Origin of the sequence: Rhizobium sp. BK591, from assembly GCF_014195045.1 — a bacterium.
In the GTDB taxonomy this organism is placed as follows: domain Bacteria; phylum Pseudomonadota; class Alphaproteobacteria; order Rhizobiales; family Rhizobiaceae; genus Rhizobium; species Rhizobium anhuiense.
Genome location: NZ_JACIAZ010000001.1, coordinates 1,056,219 through 1,082,595 on the forward strand (window position 1 = coordinate 1,056,219; position 26,377 = coordinate 1,082,595).

A 26,377-nucleotide genomic window follows, 5' to 3' on the forward strand; every position below is an offset into this window, starting at 1 on the left:
GGTCAGCTGAGCGCGAGGCTGCGCAGGATGGCCGCCGTTTCCTCATCCGCCGGAAAGAAAGATTCGACCGCGAGTTCCGACAACGTGATGTCGACGGGTGTGCCGAAGACCGTCGTTGTCGAAATCAGGGAAAGCAGGCCGGCCTTGGTCGAAAGTTGAAGGGGAACGGCGATGCCGGCATAGTCGGTATGGACCTCGCCGGCAGTTTTAGGCGCTGGATAGGATAGCAACTCCTTCAAAAGCTTGTCCAACATTAGATCGCCCGAAGCCGAGAACTGTTGGCGCAGCCTGCTGATAAGGTGGGCGCGCCATTCGGAGAGGTTTTTGACATGGGGCGCCAATCCTTGTGGATGCAGGCTGAGGCGCAGTACGTTGACGGGTGGCGAGAGCAAGGACTGGTCGGCAACGCCTGAGAGCAACGGCGCAATGGCCGCATTGGCTGCGATGAGTGTGCAGTGGCGGTCGATGGCGATTGCTGGGAAGGGCTCGTGCCCTTTCAGCACCATGTCGATGGCGCGACGGGCCGGTTCCAGTGCGGGATCATCCAGCTTGCGTTCGGCAAAAACAGGAGCGAAACCCGCCGCGAGCAGCAGCGGGTTTCGATCGCGAAGGGGCACGTCGAGCCGTTCGGCAAGATGCAGCAGCATGTCGCGGCTTGGTGTCGAGCGCCCGCTCTCGATGAAGCTCAGATGCCGCTGCGAGATCTCCGCCTCCAGCGCGAGGTCGAGCTGACTCATGCGGCGGCGCTGGCGCCATTCGCGCAGATGGTCTCCAAGCGAGCGGGCGGTCGGCGACATCAGGCGGCTTCCGGCAGCAAATCTATGAAACCGCGCACGGATTTCAGCTTGCCGCCTTCGAGCTCGGCGAAATCTGTGCCCTTGATCAGCGCTTCGCCATTTTCCGGGCCGAGCCCCCAGGAGAAGCGCAGGTTATCGCCGTAGCCGTCGGCCGCGCCGATCAGGGCGAAGCGGAAACCGGGGAAGCGGCTTTGCACCGCCTCGACCAGCGAATTGATCTGCTCATGGCCTTCACCGCGCATCAGTGGGTCGATATAGGTCGCGGCTTCGCTCCAGCTCTCGGCGATGAGGGCGCGGCGGCGAGCGGCATCCGTCTCATTCCAGACGGCGAGATAGCGCTCTGCGTTGTTGTTTGCGTCATTCATCAGGTCATCTCCTCTTGATCGCCCGTCAATTCCAGGCAGCCCGATCATGCGGGAAGGCGATGTACCGTATCAATTACGCCAGAGGTAATGAAGATGGTCGAGGGTTCGTGTCAGGCGCCGAGCCAGATGCGCAGCGGATTTGCCGGGTTGGCGAGCAGCTTCACCGCAAGGGCGATGCAGACGAAGACGAGCAGAGGCTTGATGAGCTTTGCGCCGATGCGCATGGCCAGCCGGGAACCCAGCTGCGCGCCGAGGAACTGGCAGATGCCCATCAACAGGCCGATCTTCCAGAGGATCGCGCCGAAGCTTGCGAAGACGATGAGCGCGCCGAAATTCGATCCGAGATTGAGAAGCTTGGTGTGGGCCGTCGCCTTCAGCACGCCGAAGCCGGCGAGTGTGACGAAGGCCAGCATGAAGAAGGAACCGGTGCCGGGGCCGAAGACGCCGTCATAGAGGCCAATGACCGGAACAAGCGTCAAGCCAAAGGCAAAGGGTGTGATGAGACGGTGTTTGTCGAGGTCGTTGAGGTTCGGCTTGACGGCAAAGAAGATCGCGATCGCCACCAGCAGCACCGGCATGATCGCCTCCAGCACCTCACCGGGCACGATCGTGGCGAGTGCGGCGCCGAGTGCGCCGCCCATGATGGCCATCAGCGCCATCGGCAATTGCTCACGCAGCTCCACATGGCCCTTGCGAGCATAAGCGATCGTGGCCGAGGCGGCGCCGAAGAGGGACTGCACCTTGTTGGTGCCGAGGGTCTGGAGCGGCGGAATGCCGGCGATCAGCATGACGGGAACGGTGACGAGGCCGCCGCCGCCGGCAATGGAATCGACGAAACCGGCAAAAAAGGCAGCGATGCAGAGCAGCAGAAGCAGATGGAAGGCGATATCGGGCAAGGTGGTATTCCAGGGAGGGATTTCGGACGGCCTTGTTGCATTTGCCGCACCAAGCTGCAATGGCTGCGAGGACACGGGCAGGGCGCATTCGGCGGTTTTCCATGAGCGATATCTCTTTCGGTAGGGCGAGGCGCCACGTGCTCGGCCTCGGTTGCGAGCGGGGGACGCTACCTGCCGAGGTGTTGGCGCTTGCGATCGCAGCGCTCGACGCAGCCGGTATTGCTGCTGCGGAACTCGCAGCCATTGCCTCGATCGACAACCGGAGACATGAGCCGGCGATCCTTGCCGTTGCCGCGCATTTTTCCGTGCCCGTCGTGTTTTTCGACGCGCCGCGGCTGGAAGAGGAGACACCGCGGCTCAAGAATCCCTCCGCGAAGGTCTTTGCTCGCGTCGGCTGCCATGGGGTTGCCGAGGCAGCTGCGCTGGCGGCTGCGGGGCCGGATGCCGAGCTTGCCGTCGCCAAAATCAAATCTGCGCATGCGACGGCGGCAGTTGCCCGCAGCGGGTTGCAGAAAGCCTAGCCGACGTTATGGTGGCGCCAATTCGCGGCGCCGTCCGGCAGCTTCACGGGTTCACATCTAGAGGATATCTCATGCACAAGGTCATCTATGACACCGACCCTGGCGTTGACGACGCCATGGCGCTTCTTTTCCTGCACCGTCATGCCGAGATCGACCTTCTCGGCATTACCACGGTCTTCGGCAACGCTTCAGTCGAGACGACGACACGCAATGCGCTCTTCCTCAAGCGCGAATGGAATATTGCGGCACCGGTTGCCAAGGGCGCCAGCGTCACCATCGATTCCTCGCGTGCGGAGCGGCCGTGGCCGGCCATGGTGCATGGCGACAACGGTCTCGGCGATATCGACGTGCCGGAAACGATCGACCTGCCGCTCGATGCGCGCCCGGCGCATCGCTTCATCATCGACACGGTGCGCGCCAACCCGGGTGAGGTCCGCCTCGTCGCCGTCGGCCGGATGACCAACCTGGCGCTGGCGCTGAAGGAAGACCCCGAGATTGCGACGCTGGTCAAGGACGTCGTTATCATGGGCGGCAATTTCTATGTGCCGGGCAATGTCTCGCCGGTCGCCGAGGCCAATATTCACGGTGATCCCGAGGCTGCCGACATCGTCATGACCGCGCCGTGGAAAGTGGCCGTCATCGGCCTCGACGTCACCGCGATCACCACGATGAGCCGCAGCTATCTCGGCGAGATGGCGGCGAGGGGTGATAAGGCTCTCAAGCAGCTCGACGCGCTCTCGCAGTCCTATATCGATTTTTATAAGCACGCGGTCGAAGACGGCATGATGGTGCATGACAGCTGCGCCGGCGTCTATGTCGTGGCGCCCGAGCTGTTCTCGTCGATATCGGGTGCTGTGCGCGTCGTCTGTGGCGGCATCGCCGATGGCCAGACGATCGTCAAGCGGGACGGCCGGCATTTTCCGCCTAATGGAGACTGGGACGGCCTGCCGAGCCAGATCGTCTGCACCGGCATTGAATCGGAGAAGGTCATCGACCTCATCCGCAACACGCTGCTTGCCGCCTGACGGTCGGGAAGGCCGGCTGCGCCGCGGCTGGCCTTCTTGATGATATTATAATCTATTCATATTGTTGAGCGGGTTTGTTGTGAAATCGAATCCGCCTCTTTGCGAAGTGAGTCATAGCAATCTCAGCAACTTCCAGTGAGGTGACGGGCGCGGCGTTGACCTTGCCCTTTGCGGGGCCTAGATCAACATGATGATCGATGCCGCATTCTCCCATCTTCCGGCGCTGGAGCCGGGCAGCGTCTGGCTCGTCGGCGCCGGTCCCGGCGATCCCGGGCTTTTGACGCTGCTTGCCGCCAAGGGGCTTTTCGAGGCCGACGTCATCGTGCACGACGCGCTGGTGAACGAGGAATGCCTGGCACTGGCGCGGCCGGAAACGCTGGTGGAATATGCCGGCAAACGCGGCGGCAAGCCTTCGGCGAAACAGCGCGACATTTCGCTGCGGCTGGTGGATCTGGCGCGCGCCGGCAAGCGCGTGCTGCGGCTGAAGGGCGGCGATCCCTTCGTCTTCGGCCGCGGCGGCGAGGAGGCATTGACGCTGGTCGAGCACAATATTCCCTTCCGCATCGTGCCCGGCGTCACCGCCGGTATCGGCGGGCTTGCCTATGCCGGCATTCCGGTGACACATCGCGATATCAACCATGCCGTGACCTTCCTCACCGGCCATGATTCCTCCGGTATCGTGCCTGACAGGATCGACTGGGAGGCGATCGGCCGGGGCTCGCCCGTCATCGTCATGTATATGGCGATGAAGCATATCGCCGAGATCAGCGCCAATCTCATCGCCGCCGGCCGGCTGCCGTCGGAACCCGTCGCCTTCGTCTGCAATGCCGCCACCGGCCGGCAGCAGGTGGTGGAAACGACGCTCGGAGAGGCGACCGAGGCTGTTGCCGCCTCCGGGCTGGAGCCGCCGGCGGTGGTCGTCGTCGGCGAGGTGGTGCGGCTCAGAGCCTCGCTCGATTGGCTCGGCGCGCTCGGCGGACGGCGCCTGCAACCCGATCCGTTCCGCCGGTCCGGCAAGGTGCAGGCATGAGCGGCCTCCTGATCGCAGCCCCTTCCTCCGGCGCCGGCAAGACGACGGTGACGCTCGGGCTGCTCAGAGCGCTTCGCCGCCGCGGCATCGCGGTCGCGCCCGGCAAGGCAGGTCCTGACTATATCGACCCCGCCTTCCATGCGGCGGCAAGCGGCACGCTCTGCCTGAATTTCGATCCCTGGGCGATGCGCCCTGAACTGATCTCGGCCAATGCGGCCCTGCATCGCTCCGGCGACCGCATCCTCGTCATCGAGGCAATGATGGGGCTTTTCGACGGAGCGGCCGACGGAAAGGGCACGGCGGCCGATCTTGCCGCCCAGCTCGGTCTTTCGGTGGTGCTCGTCGTCGATGCCTCGCGCATGTCGCAGTCGGTGGCGCCGCTGGTCGCCGGTTTTGCCGGTTTCCGCGCCGATGTCCGCGTTGCCGGCGTCATCCTCAACAAGGTCGGCAGCGAACGGCACGAGGCGATGCTGCGCCAGGCGCTTGAGGCTATCCGCATGCCCGTCATCGCCGTGATCGGCAGCGACAAGGCGCTTTCGCTGCCGGAGCGCCATCTCGGCCTCGTCCAGGCCGGCGAACATGCGAGCCTCGAAGATTTCATCGATCACGCGGCGGATGCGGTCTCCGAGGAATGCAATTTTGAATTCCTGCTGCGCATCGCCAGGCAGGGGCTCAACCGGCCGTCGGCCGCCAATATCGAGCGGCTGATGCCGCTGGGCGCCCGTATCGCGGTGGCACGCGATGTCGCCTTTGCCTTTTCTTATGAGCACATGCTGCTCGGCTGGCGGCGCCGGGGTGCTGCGATCTCCTTCTTCTCGCCGCTTGCCGACGAGGCGCCGGCTGGCGATGCCGATGCGATTTATCTGCCGGGCGGTTATCCCGAGCTGCATGCCGGGCGGCTGGCCGCGGCGCAGAATTTTCGCGCCGGCATGCTCGATGCGGCGGCACGAGACACCAGGATCTACGGCGAGTGCGGCGGCTACATGGTGCTCGGCGACGGGCTGATTGACGCGGAAGGGCGCCGCCACGAAATGCTCGGCCTGCTGCCCGTCGTCACCAGCTATGCCAAGCGGCAACGCCATCTCGGCTATCGCCGCGTCATGCCGCTCGACGGCGCCTTTTTCGCGCGGACGATGACGGCGCATGAATTCCACTATTCCACCGTCGTCTCCGAGGGCGAGGGGAATCGGCTGTTTGCAACGCAGGATGCCCTCGGAACCGATCTGGGTGCTGCCGGCCTCCGGCGCGACCAGGTGGCGGGCTCCTACATGCATCTGATCGATCTGGCCGGAGCTGCCGCATGAGCGCACCGATCGCCCATGGCGGCGGCATCACCGCCGTTGCCGCCACCTTCGGCGGCAGGCCGGAAGACTGGCTCGATCTTTCCACCGGCATCAATCCATGCCCTGTCGCCTTGCCCGACATTCCGGCAAGGGCCTGGCATCGGCTGCCGGACCGGCATCTCGTCGATGAGGCAAGGCGCGCGGCGCGCGATCATTATGGCAGCGGCGAGATCCTGCCGCTGCCGGTGCCCGGCACGCAATCGGTGATCCAGTTGCTGCCGCGCCTCATCGCGGCGGGTAAGCCGGTTGGCGCCATGGACGACACGGTTGCCGTGGTATCGCCGACCTATGGGGAATATGCGCGCGCCTTCGCTTCGGCCGGCTTTGCCGTCGACGCGGTCGATAATGTTGCCGCAATCGGGATCGAGCATCGGCTCGCGGTTGTGGTCAATCCGAACAATCCGGATGGGCGCATATGGTCGACGGAAACGCTGGTCGCACTGCACGACAGGATGAAAGCGGCAAATGGGCTGCTCGTCGTCGATGAGGCTTTCGGGGATACCGATCCGGCGCTGAGCCTGGCGGCTCGCGTGCAAGAACTTTCCAACCTCATCATCTTCCGCTCTTTTGGCAAGTTCTTCGGACTTGCCGGCCTGCGGCTCGGCTTTGCGATTGCGCGTAGCGATATTCTCGCGCGCTTCGAGGATTGGCTCGGCCCCTGGGCGGTTTCCGGCCCGGCGCTTTCGATTGCAGCGTCGCTGCTGCGCTCGGATGTTACTTCGATCCGTAGCCGTATCGATGAACGTTGCGCCGGTCTGCATGCGGCGCTGATGGGAGCGGGATTACGGACGGCGGGGGGAACGGCGCTGTTTACCCTTGTCGCCGATGCGAGAGCCGGCGACATTTACACGCATCTCTGCCGCCATCATATTCTCGTCCGCAAGTTCGATTATGCGCCGGAGTGGCTGCGTTTCGGGCTGACGCCCGATGGGGCGGCGGACAGGCGGCTTATCGAAGCCCTTCAGAGATTTGAGCGATGACGATCGACGAAAACCTTCTCGTGCTGCTTCTGGCGCTGCTGCTCGACCGGATCCTCGGCGATCCGCAATGGCTGTGGTCGCGGGTGCCGCATCCCGTCGCCATCTTCGGCGCGGTGATTTCCTATGCCGACCAGCAGCTCAACCCATCAAGCCTGACAGGCTCGCAACGCCGGATGAACGGCGTCGCCGCCATCCTGGCGCTGCTTCTTCTGGCAGTGGCCGCAGGCTTGGTGTTCGACCGGTTTTTCGCGCTGTTCGGCCTTGCCGGCATCCTGCTGGAGACCGGGCTGGTGGCGATCTTCCTGGCGCAGAAGAGCCTTGCCGATCACGTCGCGGCCGTCGCTATTGCGCTGCGCGACGAAGGGCTTGCCGGTGGGCGGGCCGCCGTTTCCCGCATCGTCGGGCGCGATCCCGAGACTTTGGACGAGCCGGCCGTCTGCCGCGCGGCGATCGAAAGCCTTGCCGAGAATTTCTCCGATGGCGTGGTGGCGCCGGCGCTCTGGTATGCCGTCTTCGGCCTGCCGGGACTGCTTGCCTACAAGATGCTGAACACCGCGGATTCGATGATCGGCCACAGGTCGGAAAAATACATCGATTTCGGCTGGGCGGCCGCCCGGCTCGACGATGTCGCCAACTGGCCGGCCGCCCGCCTCTCGATCCTGCTGATCGCCGCCGGCGCCTGGATCAGGCGCGGCACCAGTGCCAGCCGAGAAGCGGTTCGGGTGGCGATGCGCGATGGCGGCCTCCACCGCTCGCCGAATTCCGGCCGGCCGGAAGCGGCAATGGCAGGTGCGCTCAATGTCCAACTCGCCGGCCCTCGGGTCTATGGCGGCGTCATCGTGGCCGAGCCGATGATCAACAATCCCGGGCGCGATATGGCCACTGCGGCCGATATCGAGGACGGCGTTTCGGTGTTCTATGCCAGCTGCATGGTGCTTACGGGCATCATCTTCGGGCTGTTCTTGTGTTTTCTCTAGGGTACATCACGCCCGGTGGACATGGCCGCCGCAAAGGTTTATTCGAACCGCCTCATATCTTATCAGACCGGAAGCAGAGCGATGACAGTTCAGGTTGAGTTACCGTGCCCGAAGTGCAAGAGCACGAAGATGAAGTTCGAACGTCCCGAGATCCGGGAGACCGACATCATCACCTGTGCGGCCTGCGGGCATAATCTCGGCACAATGGCCTCGATCCGCGAGAAGATGAACAAGGCCTACCAACAGCTCAAGCAGCCTTCGGCGGCGCGCAAGCTCCAGTGAAGCAGAGGCCGGTGTCTTACTCCGGTAACTCCCGCCTTGGCTCGTTAGAGTTGTGATTACCATTCGGATTAAAGCAATATAATAAGTATTGCCGTAGTCTCTCTTCCGTGAGGGCGCAATGAAGCTGCGCGGGCCGAAGAGGGGTTATCATGAAGACGATTTTGGCGGCTGCGGCCGCAAGTTTATTGCTGCAGTTTTCTCCGGTTGCCGCTCAGGCCGCAACGCTGGTCGCCAATATCAGCATCGGCAAGCAGACGATGACCGTTACCGAGAACGGCTTCGTCAAATATCGCTGGAAGGTTTCGACCGCGCGCAACGGCTATGTCACGCCGACCGGTTCGTGGAGCGCCAAATGGCTGTCGCGCGATCACCGCTCCAGGAAATACGACAATGCGCCGATGCCCTTCGCCGTGTTTTTCAACGGCGGTTACGCCGTTCACGCCACCTTCGACCTGAAGCGGCTGGGCCGGCCGGCCTCGCATGGTTGCGTTCGCTTACATCCGGACAATGCTGCCCAGTTCTTCTCGCTGGCACGACAGGCCGGCCTTGCCAATACCCGTGTCATAATCACGCGCTGATCCCGGACCGGAAAGCCGAATGCGGCATTTGATCCCTTTTTTACGCGCTGGTCATGCTCTGCAGCTCATCCATATCGGGGACGACGATATGTCGAAAGTTCTCGATGTGAATGACGCCCCGCTTGCGCAGCTTGGTCATCTGGCGGCTGACGGTTTCGATCGTCATCCCGAGGAAATCGGCGATCTCGGCGCGCGATAGCGGCAGATCGAAGGCGGTGCTCGTGGCGGTCTGCGGTTCGGCATGTGTGGCGATAAGGTAAAGCAGGCTTGCGACTTTCTCGCCTGCGGTGCGCCGGCCGAGCGTCAGCATCCACTCGCGCGCGGCATCGAGCTCCTTCAGCGCCTGATCGTGCAAGCTGCGCTGCAGCTCTGGTGTCTCGGATATCATGCGGTCGAGCAGGTTACGGGGAAAGACGCAGATTTCGGCGTCGGTCGCAGCCTCAGCCGATAGCGTGCTTTCACGCACGAAAGGTCTGCCGACAAAATCGGGGGCGAATTGCAGCCCGACGATCTGCTGGCGCCCGTCCTGCATCACCTTGCAGAGCTTCACCACCCCGCGCATGATGTTCGAATAGAAAGAGCTTTCCGCCCCTTGGGCGATGATTTCGCAGCCGGCCTCGATCTTGCGGCGCAGAGAGTGGCGGTTGAGCTCTCTCAATTGACCACTCGACAGGGCGCCGCAGACGACGCCGTGCCGCGCCTGGCAGGAAGCGCAAGCGACAGGAGTGCTGGTCTCGAAAAGCTCACTGCGTGCAACATCCATGTCCTGATCCCTTTTGAAATCTTCGTATGGCCGGCAGGATTGGCGCGTCCGGCATGGCCCATGCCCGCGCATGCCCCCAGCGCGCCTTGAGGATTATCAATTTCGCCGGGATCGCTGTTTGATTTAGATCAAAGCATCCCCGCCCGCCGGTTTTGCCGGAAGTTGCGTTTGCCGCGATGCGAGGGCCGTTCGCGGGTTTGATTCGGACGGCTTTTTCGCCTTCCGGCTGGGCGGGCTTTCGGGTGCGGCATCGCCGCGCGCCTCGGCGCCCGTCCCGGGGACGGCAAAGACCGGCATTCCATTGCTGTTTAGGCAACACCCAACCGGCAAATTGCCGCAACGCCGGGACGAAAGCATTGGCTTTTGAAATGGATTTGCCTATGAGGAGGTTTAAATCGTCATTTCATGAGGTACAGCGCGTGACCGCTACATTCGATAAAGTTGCCGACATTATTGCAGAAACCAGCGAGATCGACCGCGCGACGATCACGCCGGAGAGCCATACGATCGACGACCTCGGTATCGACAGCCTCGATTTCCTCGACATCGTCTTTGCGATCGACAAGGAATTCGGCATCAAGATTCCGCTCGAAAAGTGGACGCAGGAAGTCAACGAAGGCAAGGTTTCCACCGAAGAATATTTCGTGCTGAAGAACCTCTGCGCCAAGATCGACGAGCTCAAAGCAGCCAAGGCCTGAGCGACATAAAAGTCTTTTTTGAACGCCCTGCCGCCGTGAATATGGCGGCCGGGCGGTTTCGTTCCTAACTAGTGCATGTCGCCCAAAAGCGTGCAGCGGTTTTGGGGCGACGACGTGCACAAAACAAAGACCTAAAGTGCGACCAGCTTCTATGCGACGCGCTTCAGGCGTCACCGGCGGGCGGATCTGGCCTGTCGGGCCGGAGGATCCGAATGCTGCTGGAATATTTCCAGATGATTGACCGCGTCGAAGCGGTGGACCTGAAGAAGGGCACGCTTAAGGCGCGATCCGTCGTGCCGGCCAAGAGCCCCGTTTTCGAAGGCCATTTTCCCGGAATGCCGCTGGTCCCCGGCGTGCTTCTGATCGAGACCATGGCGCAGGCCTCCGGCATGCTGGTGCTTGCCGTCACCGATTTTGCCGCCATGCCTTTCCTGATGACTGTCGACGGCGCCAAGATGCGCACCTTCGTCGAGCCGGAAGCGGTGCTCGACATCGAGGCGGTTCTGGAGCATGACGGTTCGGGTTTTGCGGTCACCAAGGCTAAAATCACCAGCGCCGGCAAGAAGGTCTGCGATGCGCAGCTGAAGCTTCGCACCATGCCGTTTTCCGAGGTGCCGCTCGGCGATATCGTGAAGAAACGTGCCGGCGAGATCGGGCTTCTCGAAGCGATCGCGGCGCAGGGAGTGATTGGATGAGCAAGGCTGCAAACGACGTCGTCATCACAGGCATCGGCATCGTCACCTGTCAGGGCGTCGGCAAGGATGCGCATATCGCGCTGCTTTCGGCCGGCACTACCCCGAAGGCGATCGTCGAGACCGAGAAGTTCAAGCCCTATCCGGTGCATCCGCTGCCCGAGATCGACTGGTCGCAGCAGATCGCCAAGCGCGGCGACCAGCGCCAGATGGAGAACTGGCAGCGCATCGGCGTTTTCGCTGCCGGTCTTGCGCTCGACGATGCCGGCTTCAAGGATGATATCGAGGCCTGCGGCGCCATGGACATGATCGTGGCGGCCGGCGGCGGCGAGCGTGACATCAATGTCGATACGCTGATCGTCGACGAAGCGCTGAAGCGCAACGACCGTGAGCTGCTGCTCAACGAAAAGCTGACGACGGAGCTCCGGCCGACGCTGTTCCTTGCCCAGCTTTCCAACCTGCTCGCCGGCAATATCTCGATCGTGCACAAGGTCACCGGCTCCTCGCGCACCTTCATGGGCGAGGAAGCGGCCGGCATATCAGCCGTCGAGACCGCCTTCTACCGCATCAAGTCGGGCGAATCCTCGCATGCGCTGGTTGGCGGCGCCTTCGCGGCCGAACGGCCCGATATGATCCTGCTCACCGAAGCGATCGGCGCGCATGCGCGCGGCGACTGGGTGCCGCTCTGGTCGCGGAGACCCAGCGACGGCGGCGGCATGATCACCGGTTCGGCCGGCGCCTTCCTGGTGCTCGAATCGCGCAAGCATGCCGAAGCCCGCGGTGCCCATATCTACGCCGTCATCGACGCGGTCGAGGGTGACCGCGGCAACCGCAATGCCGGCAATCTCGAGGTCCGGCTGGAGCGGCTCCTGGCACCGGCCGTCGGACTTGCCGCCGAGAGCACGGCGGTCTTTTCCGGCTCGACCGGTATGCACGATCTTGCCGCCCGTGAACGGGCGGTGCTCGAACATCATTTGCCCGACGTTGCGATCCGCGGCTTCGGCGGCGTCACCGGCCATACGATCGAGACGCAGTTCACGCTGGGGCTGGCGCTTGCAGCCCTTGCCGTCGATGGCAAGGCCAAGGTTCCGCCCTTCGATGCCGCTCATGAGGCGCCGATGCGGGCAGGCGCCACCGCCGCCGTCGTAACCACGGTCGGACATCAGCGCGGCGAAGGTGTTGCCGTTCTTTCCGCAGATGCGTGAGGAGTAAGGACATGACAGCTTCCGCTTACAGGGATCATCTCGGCCGTCCGATCGTGGCGGTGACCGGCATGGGCATCATCACCTCGCTCGGTCAGGGCCTCAGCGACAACTGGGCAGCGCTCTCGTCTGGCACGTCGGGTATCCACGAGATCAACCGTTTCCCGACCGAGGGCCTGTCGACTCGGATCGCCGGCACTGTCGATTTCATCGGCATCCCAGTGCCGAATGCTGTCGAGCGCTCCTATGCCTTTGCCCGCGAAACGACGATCGAGGCGCTTGCTAATGCCGGCCTTTCCGGCGATTTCAACGGCCCGCTGTTCCTCGCCGCCCCGCCGATCGAGCCGGAATGGAGCGCGCGTTTCGAGCTTGCCGACCGTTCACCGGCCTCCGACCATCCGGGCGATGCCTATGAGCGCTTCCTGACGGCGCTGCGCCAGCGCCCGGACCCGGCCTTCCACGAGGCGGCACTGTTCGGCGCGATTTCCGAACGCCTGGCAGACCGGTTCGGCACGCGCGGCCTTCCCGTGACGCTGTCGACCGCATGCGCTTCCGGCGTCACCGCCATCCAACTCGGCATCGAAGCGATCCGCCAGGGCCGCACGACGCGGGCGCTGACGGTTGCGACCGACGGATCGCTGAGCGCCGAAGCGCTGATCCGCTTCTCGCTGCTGTCTGCCCTTTCGACGCAGAACGATCCGCCGACCAAGGCCTCCAAGCCATTCAGCAAGGATCGCGACGGCTTCGTCATCGCCGAAGGTGCCGCGACGCTGGTGCTGGAATCGCTGGAAGCGGCGGTCGCCCGCGGCGCCAAGGTGCTCGGTATCATGAAGGGCGCCGGCGACAAGGCTGACAGCTTTCATCGCACCCGGTCGTCGCCGGATGGCGGCCCGGCAATCGCGACGATCCGCGCGGCGCTTGCCGATGCCGGCATCGACGAGAGCGACATCGGCTACATCAATGCCCACGGCACCTCGACGCCGGAGAACGACAAGATGGAATATGGGGCGATGTCGGCCGTCTTCGGCGAGCGGCTCGTCGGCATCCCGGTCTCGTCGAACAAGTCGATGATCGGCCATACGCTGACGGCAGCGGGTGCCGTCGAGGCGGTGTTCTCGTTGCAGACGATGCTGACCGGGACGCTGCCGCCGACGATCAACTACACCAACCCCGATCCGTCGATCGTTCTCGATGTCGTGCCGAACAAGAAGCGGGAAGCCCAGGTTTCAGCCGTGCTTTCCAACTCCTTCGGCTTCGGCGGGCAGAATGCCAGCCTTGTCATGGCGCTCGAACCGGCTTAAGCGGTTCCCGACAAATTTTTGAGAGAGATGACGCCTTCAGGCGAGGGATTTTGCCATGCGCGCTTTGCAACTGATCGACGACCGCAAGCTTGAGATCACCGATCTGCCGGAACCGGACGCACCTGGCGCCGGAGAGGTGACGTTGCGGGTCAAGGCGGTGGCGCTCAATCACATCGACGTCTGGGGCTGGCGCGGCATGGCCTTCGCCAAGCGGAAGATGCCGCTGGTCATCGGTGCGGAAGCTTCGGGCGTCGTGGAATCGATCGGGCCGGGCGTCGCCAACGTGCTGCCGGGCCAGCTCGTCTCGATCTACGGCGCGCGCACCTGCGGTCTCTGCCGCCCCTGCCGCGAGGGCCGCGACAATCTCTGCGAACATGTCTCGGGCGTGCACGGCTTCCATCTCGACGGCTTTGCGCAGGAGAAGGTCAACCTGCCGGCGCGCCTGCTGGTGCCGGCTCCTCCCGGTGTCGATGCGATCGGTGCAGCACTTGCGCCCGTCACCTTCGGCACGGTCGAGCACATGCTGTTCGACAATGCCAAGCTCGAGCCGGGCGAGACGATTCTCGTCCACGCCGGCGGTTCCGGCATCGGCACGGCGGCGATCCAGCTTGCCAAGAAGATCGGCTGCACCGTCATCACCACGGTCGGTTCCGACGACAAGATCGAGAAGGCCAAGGCGCTTGGCGCCGATCACGTCATCAACTATCGCACCGACCGCTTCGAGGGCGTGGTGCGCAAGCTCACCAAGAAGAAGGGCGTCGACGTCGTCTTCGAACATGTCGGCAAGGACACCTGGGCGGGCTCGATGCTCTGCATGAAGCGCGGCGGGCGGCTCGTCACCTGCGGCTCGACCTCGGGTGTTTCCACAGAGATGAACCTGATGATGCTGTTCCAGCAGCAGCTGAAGCTTCTCGGCTCCTTCGGCTGCCGCATGGAGAACATGGCGGATGCGATGCAGAAGATGGGTCGCGGGCTCGTGCATCCCGTCATCGACACCGAAGTCAGCTTCAGCGATATCGACCGGGCGCTGGAGCGGATGGAATCGCGCCAGATCTTCGGCAAGATCATCCTGAAGATGGATTGACCGCGTGAAGCTCTTCATCACCCGGATCGTGCTGGCGCTCAGAAATTTCCAGCAATGGCTGGTGGCGCAGGTGATGTTCGGCTTCCTGAATTTCCTGAAGCTGTTTCCGGCCGATGGCGCGATCCGCTTCGCAGACAGGATGATGCGCCGCCTCGGCCGGCGCACCCGCCGCCACAGGCTGATGCTGACCAATCTTCGCAACGCCTTCCCCGAGAAGAGCGAGGCCGAGATCGAGGAGATCGCGCTCGACAGCTGGGGCAATATGGGCCGGCTGGCGGCCGAATACGTCTTCCTCGACCAACTGTTCGACTACGATCCCGAAAAGTCGGAGCCGGGCAGGGTAGAGGTGTCTGGCGTCCCGATCTTCCTCGACCTGCGTGACAATCCACGCCCCTTCATCGTCTTTACCGGCCACACCGCCAATTTCGAACTGCTGCCGGTAGCAGGGGCCGCCTTCGGGCTCACCGTGACCGTGCTTTTTCGGCCGCCGAACAATCCCTATGTCGCCAAGAAGGTGTTCGACTTCAGGAGCGCGCGCATGGGCAAGCTGGTGCCTTCGCATGCCGGTTCCTCCTTTGCGCTCGCCCGCCAGCTGGAAGCAGGCCAGGGGGTCGGCGTGCTCGTCGACCAGAAATTCAGTAAGGGGCTGAAAGGCACCTTCTTCGGGCGCGAGGTCAAGACCAATCCGCTGCTGCCGAAGCTGGTGCGCCAGTTCGACTGCGAGGTCTATCCGGCGCGCTGCATCCGGCTGCCGGGAAATCGCTACCGGCTGGAGATCGAGCCGCGGCTGGACATGCCGCGCGACGCCAAGGGCAATCTCGACCTGCCGGCAGCCGCCCAGCTGCTCAACGACAAGGTGGAAAGCTGGGTACGGGAATACCCGGAACAGTGGCTCTGGTATCACGACCGCTGGCAGATCAAGCAGACGCTCGCGCCTTAAGACAGATTGATTTTAGGTGGGCCGGTCTAAAAAACGCTTACACTTTCGGCATCGTGCTGCAAAAAGGTCCACCCTCAATTATCAGCGGTGAAAAGCGGCAGGTGCCCTCGGATTGAAACTGAGGGCACTTCATGTTACCCGTCACCACCAAGACGCGAATAAAGTCTACTGCAGGGCGCATTTTGGGGAGATGCAGCCTTAGCCGGTTTCGGACTCGTTCTTGGGACAATGGGAGTTGGAGCGTCTTGCTGGAGCTTTTTCGGGCCTTTTCCTTGCGTTGCGTTCAAATCGAGGAAGCCATTCGTCTCGGCGACGATCAGCGCGTTACGGCGCTCGACCGCCATGTCGAGCCGCTGGTCGAAGCGATTCTCGCCCACAAGGCGATGAACCTGCTCGAAGTCTACATGCAACTGCAGTTTGTGACCCATCTGATCGGCCAGGACGCCGACGATAGCGCCAGCGTCACCGAGCACACGACGGTGCTTTCCTACCTGCTCGACCGTTATTTCGGGGCGCATGGGCCGGACTGGCGCACGCCTTCGCCGCGGGATGTGCGCATCGAACCGCCGGCGGCCTATGTGCCGGATACCGACAACGGCCAGTTCCTCAATGCCGCGATCTTGGAAAGCCTGCCGGACCGCGTGGCCGTGCTGACGAGAGACTATCGCTACCTCTATTCCAATCCGGCCAACAGCGCCCATCTCGATAGAAAGCCGATGGAACTCATTGGCCGCCACCTTTCCGAATTCATCGGTGAGGAGCGGTTTGCCGAATGCGCCAAGCACAAGCTCGACGCCTGTTTTGCCGGGGACCAGATCGACTATACCTATGAGCGCCCGGCCGGCAGTGTCGGATCGCGGCAGGTGCGCTGTCGCATGTCGCCGCTGCGCGATGCGGGCGGTACTGTCATCGGTGCGCTGATCGTCATGGAAGATCACGATCGGCGGCGGCAGGCTGCCTGACCCCGGCCGGCTGATTCAGGCGCGCCCTGACCAATCAAGTTACCGTCAGGCAGTCGCCCAGACGGCGAGTTCGTAACCGTCGCGGTCGAGGAAGTGGAAGCGGCGGCCGCCGGGAAAATCGGTGATCGGCCGGCAGATCGTGCCGCCGGCTCTTTCCACTGAGGTCAGCACTTCTTCCAGGTCCTTGGCATAGACGACAACAAGCGGGCCGCCGGGCCGCACGGGGCCGAAATCGGTGAAGCCGCCCTTCAGCCGGCCATCGTCGAATTCGCAGTAGTTCGGGCCGTAGTCGGTGAAACGCCAGCCGAAGGCCGAGCCGTAAAAGGCTTTGGCGGCGGCGATGTCGGCGACGTTGAATTCGACATAATCGATACGGCGGTCGTGGTTTTCTGCTTTATCGGCCATCTATCTCTCCATCAGGGCTTTCAGCATGGCGAGATCCTTCTCGACATGGGCGGCATCGGCGGAAAACTGCGCGTCGGTCATGCCGGGCAGGCGCAGCATCGTGAACATGACCTCGCAGCCATCGCCGTTCGGCACGATGCGCAGGGCATTATAGACCCTGAGACCGGATTCGATCGTCACCGTATGGTCGATCACGCCGAATTCATTGGCGGGAACGAAGCTCACCTTGACCGTGCCGAGAGGACCGTGGGCGATCCAGTCGGCGCCGTCGGGCTCGAAACCGGTCGCAAGGCCGGAGGCCCAGAGCGGCATGTTCTCCGGCTTGCCGGCAAAATCGTAGACGTCGCGCCAGTCGCGCTCGATCGACAGGTGGATGATTTTCGCGGGCATTGTCGACATGGCTTGCAGGTCCTTGGCATTTGGTTTCGTCAGAATAACAAACCAGCCGGCAGCGTCTTGAACAAAACGGTCAGTCAGCTCTTTTGCGCATGCTGAACTGGTCGAGAATGACGGCAGGCGTCAGAGTCGAAAGCTCGCCGACCTCGCGCGTCATGTGGGGCTGGTCGGCAAAGCCCGCTTCGAACGCCAGGCGGGCAAGCGGCATCGTGCCCGACCTGCGGCAGAGGTCGAGGAAACGCTGGAACCGGCGGATCCGTTCCAGTGTCTTTGCGCCATAGCCGAAATGATGGTGGCAGCGACGGCGCAGCTGCCTTTCGCTCATGCCGAGCCGGTCGAGCAGGCCGGATGCCGGGCGAGCGCTGTCGGCGGCGGCGAAGATCACGGCGGCGTCCCGGGCGGGTTCTTCCTCATGGCGTGCGGCTTCTTCGAGCAGGCGGCTGAAGAGCGCCATAGCGGCCGAGGGATTGGGACAATCCCCAAGCCGCGCCTCGAATTCGGCCGTGTCCTCCCGGCCAATGTCACTCAGGGGCACCGAGCAGCCGATCAGGGCCGAGAGCGGTGTCCTCAGCCAGGGTGTCGCGGCGCCCGGTGCAAAACGTGCGCCGATGACGGTTGCGCCCGGCCGGATGATGGGAAAGGCTGCCGTCCTGTCGGGGCCGGCGACGATCAGCCGGCCGTCGATCCAGAGAAGGTCGCAATAGCCGTCCGGCACGATTGCCACCATTGCCGGCGGTCCGTCATGGAGCGTATGCAACCAGAGGCGGCTGAAATGGCGCCGCAGCGCCGGCGGCGAGGCATGTTCGCGGTAGCGGCCGGCGCGGGCCGCCAGGAGAGCCGTATCTTTTCGTCTTCCTGATGCCAATGCGATATCTCCCGAGGCAATGATGATAACATGAGATAGGGCATTACGGGCAGGCCGCGCGAAAACTCGTCGCTTGCCGATCGGCCGGCCGCCGTCTGGGGTTGTCGGACAAGTCAGCAGTGCAAGCTTCATTTCATTGGCTTTTGCGAACCGATTAGACCCTTGCGAGACTTGCCGTTTGGCTGAGACAGTGCCACAACACCGGTCCAAATGACACATCGGAGGTTTGTCGTGGAAAAGGCAGAAATCGGACTGATCGGCCTTGCGGTCATGGGCTCCAACCTGGCGCTCAACATCGCGGAGAAAGGCAATAAAATCGCGGTCTTCAACCGCACGCCGGAGAAAACCGACGAATTCTACGAGAGCGCCGGCGATCTGAAGAAGCAGATCATTCCCTGCAAGACCATCGAAGAATTCGTCGAGGCGATCCGGCCGCCGCGCCCGATCATCATCATGATCAAGGCGGGTGATGCCGTCGACCAGCAGATGGAAGCGCTGCGCCCGCATCTTTCCAAGGGCGACATCATGATCGATGCCGGCAACGCCAATTTCCGCGACACCGTCGCCCGCTTCGACCGCCTTAAGGATACCGATCTCACCTTCATCGGCATGGGTGTATCAGGCGGTGAAGAAGGTGCGCGTCACGGCCCGTCGATCATGGTCGGCGGCACTGAGGAATCCTGGAAGCGTGTCGAGAAGGTGCTGACCTCGATCGCCGCCCGCTACAATGACGAGCCCTGCGTCGCCTGGCTCGGCAATGACGGCGCCGGCCATTTCGTCAAGACCATCCATAACGGCATCGAATATGCCGACATGCAGATGATCGCTGAAATCTACGGCATCCTGCGCGACGGCCTCGGCAAGAGCGCCTCCGATATTTCCGGCATCTTCGGCGAATGGAACAAGGGCCGGCTGAACTCCTACCTGATCGAGATCTCCGAAAAGGTGCTTGCCGCCAACGACCCCGTCTCCGGCGGGCCGATGGTCGACATGATCCTCGACAAGGCCGGCCAGAAGGGCACCGGCAAGTGGTCGGCGATCGAGGCGCAGAACATGGGCATTCCGGCAACGGCGATCGAAGCCGCGGTCGCCGCCCGCAGTCTCTCCTCGATGAAATCGCAGCGCGAAGCCGCCGAAAAGATCTTCGGCACGCAGGCCGTATCCTTCCCGATCGCCTACGGCCCCGAGCTCAACAAGGATCTGGAACTGGCGCTGTTTGCCGCCAAGATCGGCGCCTATGCGCAGGGCTTCGCGGTGATGGCGGAAGCCTCGCGCGAGTTCAACTGGTCGCTGCCGATGCCGACGATCGCCCGTATTTGGCGCGCCGGCTGCATCATCCGCTCGCAGTTCCTCGACGAGATCACCTCGGCCTTCACCAAGGCGCCTGATGCCGCCAACCTCATCGTAACGCCCGCCTTCTCGGACATGGTCAAGGAATCGATCCCGGCGCTTCGCCGCGTCGTTGCGGCTGCGATTTCCGCCGGCCTGCCGGTGCCGGCGCTAACCTCGGCGCTCACCTATTTCGATGCTTACCGCCAGGGCAGGGGAACGGCGAACCTCATCCAGGCCCAGCGCGACTTCTTCGGCGCCCACGGCTTCGACCGCCTCGATGGCAAGGATTTCCACCACGGCCCATGGGGCAGTGGTGCGGCAACCTTCTAAGGTCTGCCGAGTAGAGATCGAGAAGAAGCCCGGCCGTCGCGCCGGGCTTTTTCGTGAGGTGTGTCGCGCTGCTCCATTTTGCAGGATGCCAAATGGCGGACTTTCGGAAAGTGTAGGATTTAATCGTGCTCTGTGGGATAAGGGTGCAAAAGCTTTCCAAAGCGAGGAACGGTTCGGAGCGAGATTCGGGATGGCCTGAGGATCGTCGGCTTCGAACGAAGCCTGAGCATTGCTTTCACCGTTGAGGGTGAAACCGTCTATATCCTCAGGATCATGTCCGGTGGGCAGGAGCTGCGCCTTTACGAAGAATGATGCCATCGATGTCGCCGAGTGGTGCTTAATCGATGCCAACCTTGAATAGCGCTGGGGGAGTTGACAGTGTTCTCAATCCTCTTCCTGGAACACTGCCTCGCGCTTCGCCTTGATGCTCGGTAGGAAAACGACGACGAGAACGGCTAATGCGAGCAACAGCAGGATGGCGCTGATCGGCCTGGTGACGAAGGTCGTCGGATCGCCGCGCGACAAGATCATCGCCCGTCGCAGGTTTTCCTCCAGCAACGGCCCGAGCACGAATCCGAGCAGAAGCGGCGCCGGCTCGCAACGCAGCTTGACCAGCGCGTAACCGGCAAGGCCGAAGAAGGCGACCGCGTAGAGATCGTAGACATTGGAGTTGACGCTGTAGACCCCAATTGCGCAGAAGGCCATGATGATCGGGAAGAGCACATAGTAGGGGATGGTGAGTAGTTTCACCCAGAGCCCGATCAGGGGCAGGTTGAGCACCACCAGCATTAAGTTGCCGATCCACATTGAGGCGATGATGCCCCAGAACAGTGCCGGCTGCTCCACGGCGACGTTCGGACCGGGAACGATGCCCTGAATGATCATTGCGCCGACCATCAACGCCATCACAGGATTGGCTGGGATACCCAGCGTCAAAAGCGGGATGAACGAGGTCTGCGCGCCGGCATTGTTGGCCGATTCCGGACCGGCGACGCCGGCAATCGCACCGTGGCCGAATTCTTCTGGCGTTTTCGACAAGCGCTTCTCGACGGTATAGGAGGCGAAAGCCGCCAGGATTGCGCCGCCGCCCGGCAGGATGCCGAGCGCCGAGCCGATGCCGGTGCCGCGAATGACCGGCCACATCATCTCCTTGAAGTCCTGTCGTGTAGGCAACAGGCCGCTGACCTTTGCCATCAGCACCGTGCGGGTCTTCTCGCCCTCGAGATTGCGCAAGATTTCCGCCACGCCGAAGACACCGACGGCGACAGCGACGAAGTTCAGCCCGTCGGCATATTCGCGGATGCCGAGTGTGAAGCGCGGCGTGCCGGTATAGATGTCGGTGCCGACGAGGCCGAGCAGCAGCCCGAGCGCCACCATCGCCAGCGCCTTGACGATCGAGCCGTGCGCCAGCGCGATCGAGGAGACGAGGCCGACGATCATCAGCGAGAAATATTCCGCCGCGCCGAACTGGAGGGCAATCGCGGTCAGCGGCGGTGCGAAGATTGCGACGAGGAAGGTCGAGACCGTGCCGGCAAAGAACGAACCCAGGGCTGCGATCGCGAGCGCTACGCCGGCCCGGCCTTTGCGCGCCATCTGGTAGCCGTCGATTGCGGTCACCGCAGACGAGGATTCGCCCGGCATGTTGATGAGGATCGCCGTCGTCGAACCGCCGTACTGCGCGCCGTAATAGATGCCGGCGAGCATGATCAGCGAGGAGACCGGCTCGAGCTGGAAGGTGATCGGCAAGAGCATGGCGATCGTCGCCGTGGCGCCGATGCCGGGCAGCACGCCGATCAACGTGCCGAGCAGCACGCCGATCAGGCAGAAGAGCAGATTTTCCGGAGTGCCGGCTGTCGCAAAACCGAGCGCGAGATTGCTGAAAAGATCCATCATCGCCTCCTAGAACCGGACCCAGGGGCCGAAGCGCTCGAACGGCAGGCCGAGCCCATAGCTGAACACGGCGACGGAGAAGACGGTGATGCCGAACGACAGAGCCACCGCCATGGGCGGGCGCATCTTCTGCGAGGCAAAGGAGGCGATCAACGCGGCGAAGAATAACGCCACAACGAAACCGAGCCCACGAACGGTGAGACCGAAGAAGATCGGCGCCGGCAGGATGAACAGCAGGCCTCGCCAGGCAATCGGCCCGATCGGCTCACCCTCGACCCGTGCCGACTGGATCACGATAATGGTCCCCAGGAGCGTCAGGATGATCGCCAGGACCAACGGAAAATAGCCCGGACCCATGCGGAACGCCGTGCCGAGGTCAAGATTGAAGGACTGATAGGCGAAGAATACCCCGAGCGCGACGAAGATCGCTCCGCAGGTGGCGTTCGTGGAATCGAAGGAAACGGATTTCATGATAGCTCCGAAAATTGAAGGCGGTGCGATCAATATTCTCCGCTTCCCTGATAATAGGAACGGGATACATTCGATCGCCGCCGATACTTGTTATCGCGGGCCGTTCCGAAAGCTTCCCCCCTCAGAGAAGGGAGAAGGATGCAAAATGGAAGGCGAATGGAGCATCCGGCGTCCTGGTCGAATCTCAACTCGGAAAGGTGAGGCCCTCGGCGGACGTCAAACCAGTTTGGCCGGATGGCCGGTTCATCCCTGTTCTAAGGCATTGGCAAATAGGCCGAACATCGGTGTCGCTGTGTTGCCGCCTATTGCCGCACGATGCCCGAATCCTCGATGACTTTTGACCACTTCTCGATATCCGCTTTTAGACGATCTCCGATCTCCTGTGGCGTGCTGGAACGGGCTTCGACGCCGAGCTCGGCAAACCGCTTCTTCACGTCGGGATCGGCAAGCACCTCGACGAGCGTTGCGTTGAGCTTGTCCACTACGGCCTGCGGCGTGCCAGCGGGCGCGAAAATGCCGTTCCAGGACGTGACGTCGAACCCCTTCACACCTTCTTCCTCGGCCGTCGCCACATCCGGCAGGAGGATCGAGCGGGTAGGGCCAGAGGATGCAATCGCAACCGCCTGGTTTTGCTGGAGGGCAGCCTTCAGCGCGGTCTGGCTGTCGATGATCATGTCGAGTTCCCCACCGAGCAGGGCAACCTGAAGATCCGGCGTACCCTTATAAGGGACGATGGTAAAATCGACTCCGGCGGTCGACTTGAAGAGTTCGGCCGCAAGGTTCTGGCTGCTCCCCACATTGATCGTCCCGACGTTGAGCGCGGCTGGATTGGCGCGGGCAGCTTCGAGAATATCCTTGAGGGATTTGAATTTACTATCTGCCTTGGTGACGAATACAAAGTCGAAGTAAGCTAGGCTGGATACCGGCACGAAATCGGCGACGGGGTCGAACTGCAGGTTCTTGAACAGCGGGACACTGATTGCGGTGCCGTTTGAAAGCAATGCCAGCGTATATCCGTCGGGTTCACCATTCAGCGCAACCCGAGCGGCGACTGATCCGCCGGCACCTGGCTGGTTCATGATAACGATCTGTTTCCCGAGCTTTTTGCCAAGCGAATCGCCGACGATGCGCGCGGTAATGTCGGCAATTCCGCCGGGACCGAAGGGAATGACGAGACTGATCTCGCGGGTCGGATAGTCGTCCTCCTGCGCCGCGGCGGCCCCTGTCATCGCAAGTGTCAGAAGGCACGCGGGGATCAGTGATTTCATCAATGTTGGCATCCGCCGCGATAGCATATTCCGTTGGTGTTGTATGTTCATAGTCTCCTCCTCTTGATCGATGTCAGTCATGCAAGGCGAGCACGCACAGCCAAGGCATGAATGCCCAGTGCGTCTGGATTGATGTTTTCCTCGTGTTCGAGATGCGTCGCCCAGCGATCCACGATGTCCGGCTATCGCCAGTAGAGCCGCATCGGATTGTCCACGAGCAGCTTTTGCCGAAGCTCTTCGGTCGGCGCGATGCGTGGAATGATGTCCACCAGTGCTCCGTCGTCAGGCATATGGTTCGTCATGTTGGGGTGCGGCCAGTCGGTGCCCCACAGAACGCGGTCGGGGAAGCGCTCGACCAGTGTGCGCGCGAAGGGGATGACATCGTCGTAGTTCGGCGGACCCGATCGCGATAGCCGTTCCGGGCAACTCACCTTGCTGACCACATTCTCGTGCTCGGTCATGAGCCGGATAAACCTACCGAACTCCGGACCGTCGACCGGTTTCGCAACGTCGGGCCGGCCCATATGATCGACCACCACGGTTGTCGGCAGCGAGGTGAAGAAATCCCAACGCTCCTCCAGATCGGCCGCTTCGAAGTAGATCACCACCTGCCAGCCGAGCGGCGCGATGCGCTCGATGATCGTGCGGTAATAGGCGTCGGGCTTGGGATCGACGAGGCGGCGCACGAAGTTGAAGCGGACGCCGCGCACGCCGGCGTCATGCAGGTCCGTGAGTTCCTCGTCCGTCACCGTATCGCGCACTGTCGCGATGCCGCGGGCACGATCGCCGGCCGCCCGCAGCGCGTCAACCAGTGCGCGGTTGTCAGCGCCGTGACAGGTCGCCTGGACGATGACATTGCGTTCGAAGCCGAGAAAGTCGCGCAGCGCGGACAATTGCTCCTTGCCGGCATCGCACGGCGTGTATTTCCGCTCGGATGCATAGGGAAAGACATCACCGGGGCCGAAGACGTGGCAATGGGCGTCCACAGCGCCCGGAGGCGGTGCATAGGTCGGCTTGCTGGGCGCGGGATCGTAGCAGAGCCAGTCGGCATCCATCCGGAAATCGGCCATTACAGCCCCCTTGCGTTGAGCTGTGCATCGAGACGCGGATAGACGCGGCGGGCGTTGAGCTCGAAGACTTTTCGCTTGTCTTCGTCCGGAATCTGCAGCGCATCGACATAGCGCTTGGTGTCGTCGAAATAGTGGCCGGTCTGCGGATCGATCCCGCGCACGGCACCGACCATTTCCGAACCGAACAGGATATTCTCCACGTCGATCACCTCAAACAACAGGTCGATGCCGGGCTGGTGGTAGACGCAGGTATCGAAATAGACGTTCTTCATCACATGCTCGCTGAGGGGAGGGCGTTTCAGCATGTCGGAGAGGCCGCGATAACGGCCCCAGTGATAGGGGACTGCACCGCCGCCATGCGGGATGATGAAACGCAGTGTCGGAAAGTCGCGGAACAGGTCGCCCTCGATGAGCTGCATGAAGGCGATGGTGTCGGCGGCAATGTAGTAGGCACCGGTCGCGTGCATCGCGCAATTGCAGCTGCCCGAAACGTGGATCATCGCCGGAACATCGAGTTCCACCATCTTCTCGAAGAAGGGGTACCAGGCCCGGTCCGTCAGCGGCGGCGAATCGAACTTGCCGCCGGAGGGATCGGGGTTGAGATTGCAGCCGATGAAGCCGAGCTCGCTCACGCAGCGCTCCAGTTCGTCGATGGCGGTGGCAATCGAGATGCCCGGCGTTTGTGGTAGCTGGCAGACACCGGCAAAGCTCTCTGGATAAAGATCGACCACGCGTTTTATCAAGTCATTCGAGCGGCGCGCCCAGACCTTCGCCACCGCCTCGCCGCCGATATGCGGCGCCATGGCCGAGGCGCGAGGCGAGAAGATGGTCATATCGGCGCCGCGCTCACGCAGCAGGCGCAACTGGTTCGCCTCGATCGTCTCACGGATCTCGTCGTCGGAAATGTCCGGATAGGCAGGATCGATATCGCCTCCCGATTTGATGGCAGCCTCCTGGCGCGCTCGCCATTCGCCATGGGGCGCGGGAGCGGTGGTATAATGGCCGTGGCAGTCGATAATCATGGCTTCGAGGTTCCTGTGGCAGCAAGGATGGCGTCGGCCTTGGCGGTGAAGCCATCGGGCAGAGGGGAAAGATGAAGGGCGCCGAGCCGTTGCTGCCAGTCCGCGGTGGCGCTCGCCATCGTTCCCGCCAGGCCTAAATCGGCAGCTGTAACGGCGGACTCGCGCATTTCGGCAGCGCGGCGAAGTCCGTGCACAAGCATGCGGTCGAGATTGTAGTCGGCGCGGGTACGCCAGGGCCAGCCGGGGAAGCTGGCATCGAGTGACGCGAGAACCTCCTCTTCGACGCCTGCTGCGCGTGCCGACAGCAGGCACTCGGCGGTCAAAGCCTCGATCCCCTTGATCATGATGGAGCGGATCATCTTGATTGCGCTCGCTACGCCGACCCCGCCATCGATAACCCGCCCCTTAAAGCCGAGCGCTGCGAGCAACCTCTCGCCCTCTTCGGCAAACGGACCGGATAGCAGCAAGGGGACGGCGAGCAATGCCGGGCGGACAGGTGCCATGACCGCGACATCCACATAGCGTCCACCGGCCGTCGAAATTACATCTGCTGCAGCCTGCTTGGTGGCCGGTGCGACGCTGTTGCAATCAAAGAAGAACGTGCCGGGCGAAATCCACCTTGCCACGTCCCTTGCGGCAGCAAGCGCCTGATCGGCGGTCACAACGCTGATGACTGCATCCGCTCCGTCAACGGCGGCGCTGGTGGCTTCGCAACCCACCACGCCGAAGCGGCGGTAATCGTCGCGCTTGGCGCCAGCGGAAGACACGTCATCCGTCTTGATGTCGTAAGCGCGCAAGCCAAAAGATGGTGTGTCGCCCCAACCTTCGCAGAAGGCCTGTGCGGCCTCGCCGAAACCGATGAATGCGACTGTCTGGTGTTTGTTCATGCCCC

At 62.6% G+C, this 26,377-nt stretch carries 29 protein-coding genes; 16 read left to right on the forward strand and 13 right to left on the reverse strand.

Going from position 1 to position 26,377, the window contains the following annotated elements; genetic code table 11:
- Positions 1–2: 2 nt before the first annotated feature.
- The 3 genes from FHX10_RS05105 to FHX10_RS05115 all read right to left on the reverse strand — a co-directional run bounded on the left by FHX10_RS05105 (position 3) and on the right by FHX10_RS05115 (position 2,058).
- Positions 3–797 (reverse strand): helix-turn-helix domain-containing protein, encoded by a 795-nt coding sequence (locus FHX10_RS05105; RefSeq protein WP_183844997.1) that lies wholly within the window; start codon positions 795–797, stop codon positions 3–5.
- On the reverse strand, positions 797–1,162 hold the full coding sequence (locus tag FHX10_RS05110; RefSeq protein WP_028756563.1) for a nuclear transport factor 2 family protein: 366 nt from the start codon (positions 1,160–1,162) through the stop codon (positions 797–799). Before FHX10_RS05110 ends, FHX10_RS05105 begins: the two co-directional genes overlap by 1 nt.
- 110 nt (positions 1,163–1,272) lie before the next feature.
- Entirely contained in the window at positions 1,273–2,058 is a 786-nt protein-coding gene (locus FHX10_RS05115; protein ID WP_047611645.1) for a TSUP family transporter, read from the reverse strand.
- A gap of 101 nt (positions 2,059–2,159) precedes the next feature.
- On the opposite strand from FHX10_RS05115, the gene FHX10_RS05120 reads away from it, so the two are divergent.
- The 8 genes from FHX10_RS05120 (at position 2,160) to FHX10_RS05155 (ending at position 8,794) form a co-directional block, all read left to right on the forward strand.
- Entirely contained in the window at positions 2,160–2,579 is a 420-nt protein-coding gene (locus tag FHX10_RS05120) for a cobalamin biosynthesis protein (RefSeq protein ID WP_047610280.1), read from the forward strand.
- Between the two features lie 71 nt (positions 2,580–2,650).
- Complete coding sequence (locus tag FHX10_RS05125) at positions 2,651–3,604, forward strand: nucleoside hydrolase (protein WP_028756566.1); 954 nt, start codon at positions 2,651–2,653, stop codon at positions 3,602–3,604.
- Between the two features lie 190 nt (positions 3,605–3,794).
- On the forward strand, positions 3,795–4,634 hold the full coding sequence (cobA, locus tag FHX10_RS05130; RefSeq protein WP_063475208.1) for a uroporphyrinogen-III C-methyltransferase: 840 nt from the start codon (positions 3,795–3,797) through the stop codon (positions 4,632–4,634).
- Positions 4,631–5,938 (forward strand): cobyrinate a,c-diamide synthase, encoded by a 1,308-nt coding sequence (locus FHX10_RS05135; RefSeq protein WP_047610278.1) that lies wholly within the window; start codon positions 4,631–4,633, stop codon positions 5,936–5,938. Before cobA ends, FHX10_RS05135 begins: the two co-directional genes overlap by 4 nt.
- Positions 5,935–6,957, forward strand: coding sequence for a threonine-phosphate decarboxylase CobD (gene cobD, locus FHX10_RS05140; RefSeq protein WP_047610276.1), 1,023 nt, complete (start codon positions 5,935–5,937; stop codon positions 6,955–6,957). Before FHX10_RS05135 ends, cobD begins: the two co-directional genes overlap by 4 nt.
- Positions 6,954–7,934 (forward strand): adenosylcobinamide-phosphate synthase CbiB, encoded by a 981-nt coding sequence (cbiB, locus tag FHX10_RS05145; RefSeq protein WP_028756577.1) that lies wholly within the window; start codon positions 6,954–6,956, stop codon positions 7,932–7,934. The genes cobD and cbiB overlap by 4 nt, the downstream gene beginning before the upstream one ends.
- Positions 7,935–8,015: 81 nt before the next feature.
- Complete coding sequence (locus FHX10_RS05150) at positions 8,016–8,216, forward strand: hypothetical protein (RefSeq protein WP_028756576.1); 201 nt, start codon at positions 8,016–8,018, stop codon at positions 8,214–8,216.
- Between the two features lie 149 nt (positions 8,217–8,365).
- Positions 8,366–8,794 carry a L,D-transpeptidase gene (locus tag FHX10_RS05155; RefSeq protein ID WP_028756575.1) on the forward strand — a complete coding sequence of 143 codons (429 nt, stop codon included), beginning with the start codon at positions 8,366–8,368 and terminating at the stop codon, positions 8,792–8,794.
- Between the two features lie 40 nt (positions 8,795–8,834).
- On the opposite strand, the gene FHX10_RS05160 is transcribed toward FHX10_RS05155, so the two are convergent.
- Positions 8,835–9,557 (reverse strand): Crp/Fnr family transcriptional regulator, encoded by a 723-nt coding sequence (locus FHX10_RS05160; RefSeq protein ID WP_028756574.1) that lies wholly within the window; start codon positions 9,555–9,557, stop codon positions 8,835–8,837.
- A 419-nt stretch (positions 9,558–9,976) separates the two neighbouring features.
- Between FHX10_RS05160 and FHX10_RS05165 the strand changes: the two genes are divergently transcribed.
- The 7 genes from FHX10_RS05165 (at position 9,977) to FHX10_RS05195 (ending at position 16,436) form a co-directional block, all read left to right on the forward strand.
- Complete coding sequence (locus tag FHX10_RS05165; RefSeq protein ID WP_003540486.1) at positions 9,977–10,255, forward strand: acyl carrier protein; 279 nt, start codon at positions 9,977–9,979, stop codon at positions 10,253–10,255.
- A gap of 212 nt (positions 10,256–10,467) precedes the next feature.
- On the forward strand, positions 10,468–10,950 hold the full coding sequence (locus FHX10_RS05170) for a 3-hydroxyacyl-ACP dehydratase FabZ family protein (protein ID WP_003564235.1): 483 nt from the start codon (positions 10,468–10,470) through the stop codon (positions 10,948–10,950).
- The gene (locus tag FHX10_RS05175; RefSeq protein WP_028756573.1) at positions 10,947–12,152 is read left to right on the forward strand and encodes a beta-ketoacyl-ACP synthase; all 1,206 of its coding nucleotides are present in this window, start codon (positions 10,947–10,949) and stop codon (positions 12,150–12,152) included. Before FHX10_RS05170 ends, FHX10_RS05175 begins: the two co-directional genes overlap by 4 nt.
- Before the next feature lie 11 nt (positions 12,153–12,163).
- Positions 12,164–13,450 carry a beta-ketoacyl-ACP synthase gene (locus tag FHX10_RS05180; protein WP_063475073.1) on the forward strand — a complete coding sequence of 429 codons (1,287 nt, stop codon included), beginning with the start codon at positions 12,164–12,166 and terminating at the stop codon, positions 13,448–13,450.
- A 55-nt stretch (positions 13,451–13,505) separates the two neighbouring features.
- On the forward strand, positions 13,506–14,534 hold the full coding sequence (locus tag FHX10_RS05185) for a zinc-binding dehydrogenase (protein WP_063475072.1): 1,029 nt from the start codon (positions 13,506–13,508) through the stop codon (positions 14,532–14,534).
- A gap of 4 nt (positions 14,535–14,538) precedes the next feature.
- The gene (locus FHX10_RS05190) at positions 14,539–15,474 is read left to right on the forward strand and encodes a lipid A biosynthesis lauroyl acyltransferase (RefSeq protein WP_063475071.1); all 936 of its coding nucleotides are present in this window, start codon (positions 14,539–14,541) and stop codon (positions 15,472–15,474) included.
- A gap of 245 nt (positions 15,475–15,719) precedes the next feature.
- The gene (locus tag FHX10_RS05195) at positions 15,720–16,436 is read left to right on the forward strand and encodes a PAS domain-containing protein (protein ID WP_063475070.1); all 717 of its coding nucleotides are present in this window, start codon (positions 15,720–15,722) and stop codon (positions 16,434–16,436) included.
- Between the two features lie 45 nt (positions 16,437–16,481).
- On the opposite strand, the gene FHX10_RS05200 is transcribed toward FHX10_RS05195, so the two are convergent.
- The 3 genes from FHX10_RS05200 to FHX10_RS05210 form a co-directional block, all read right to left on the reverse strand.
- Positions 16,482–16,841: a VOC family protein gene (locus FHX10_RS05200; protein ID WP_047610265.1), complete on the reverse strand. Its 360-nt coding sequence runs from the start codon at positions 16,839–16,841 to the stop codon at positions 16,482–16,484.
- Positions 16,842–17,240 (reverse strand): polyketide cyclase, encoded by a 399-nt coding sequence (locus tag FHX10_RS05205; RefSeq protein WP_047610263.1) that lies wholly within the window; start codon positions 17,238–17,240, stop codon positions 16,842–16,844.
- A 70-nt stretch (positions 17,241–17,310) separates the two neighbouring features.
- Positions 17,311–18,102, reverse strand: a complete 792-nt coding sequence (locus FHX10_RS05210) for an AraC family transcriptional regulator (protein WP_184389119.1) — start codon at positions 18,100–18,102, stop codon at positions 17,311–17,313.
- A gap of 210 nt (positions 18,103–18,312) precedes the next feature.
- On the opposite strand from FHX10_RS05210, the gene gndA reads away from it, so the two are divergent.
- On the forward strand, positions 18,313–19,764 hold the full coding sequence (gndA, locus tag FHX10_RS05215) for an NADP-dependent phosphogluconate dehydrogenase (RefSeq protein WP_174824475.1): 1,452 nt from the start codon (positions 18,313–18,315) through the stop codon (positions 19,762–19,764).
- Between the two features lie 384 nt (positions 19,765–20,148).
- Here gndA and FHX10_RS05220 read toward each other — a convergent pair whose 3' ends face one another.
- The 6 genes from FHX10_RS05220 to FHX10_RS05245 form a co-directional block, all read right to left on the reverse strand.
- Positions 20,149–21,654: a tripartite tricarboxylate transporter permease gene (locus tag FHX10_RS05220; protein WP_063475068.1), complete on the reverse strand. Its 1,506-nt coding sequence runs from the start codon at positions 21,652–21,654 to the stop codon at positions 20,149–20,151.
- Between the two features lie 9 nt (positions 21,655–21,663).
- Positions 21,664–22,125 (reverse strand): tripartite tricarboxylate transporter TctB family protein, encoded by a 462-nt coding sequence (locus FHX10_RS05225; protein ID WP_063475067.1) that lies wholly within the window; start codon positions 22,123–22,125, stop codon positions 21,664–21,666.
- A 302-nt stretch (positions 22,126–22,427) separates the two neighbouring features.
- The gene (locus tag FHX10_RS05230) at positions 22,428–23,420 is read right to left on the reverse strand and encodes a tripartite tricarboxylate transporter substrate binding protein (protein WP_373289111.1); all 993 of its coding nucleotides are present in this window, start codon (positions 23,418–23,420) and stop codon (positions 22,428–22,430) included.
- A gap of 155 nt (positions 23,421–23,575) precedes the next feature.
- Entirely contained in the window at positions 23,576–24,463 is an 888-nt protein-coding gene (locus tag FHX10_RS05235) for an amidohydrolase family protein (RefSeq protein WP_063475066.1), read from the reverse strand.
- On the reverse strand, positions 24,463–25,485 hold the full coding sequence (locus FHX10_RS05240) for an amidohydrolase family protein (protein ID WP_063475065.1): 1,023 nt from the start codon (positions 25,483–25,485) through the stop codon (positions 24,463–24,465). The genes FHX10_RS05235 and FHX10_RS05240 overlap by 1 nt, the downstream gene beginning before the upstream one ends.
- Positions 25,482–26,372, reverse strand: a complete 891-nt coding sequence (locus tag FHX10_RS05245; protein WP_063475064.1) for an NAD(P)-dependent oxidoreductase — start codon at positions 26,370–26,372, stop codon at positions 25,482–25,484. Before FHX10_RS05245 ends, FHX10_RS05240 begins: the two co-directional genes overlap by 4 nt.
- Between the last annotated feature and the right edge of the window lie 5 nt (positions 26,373–26,377).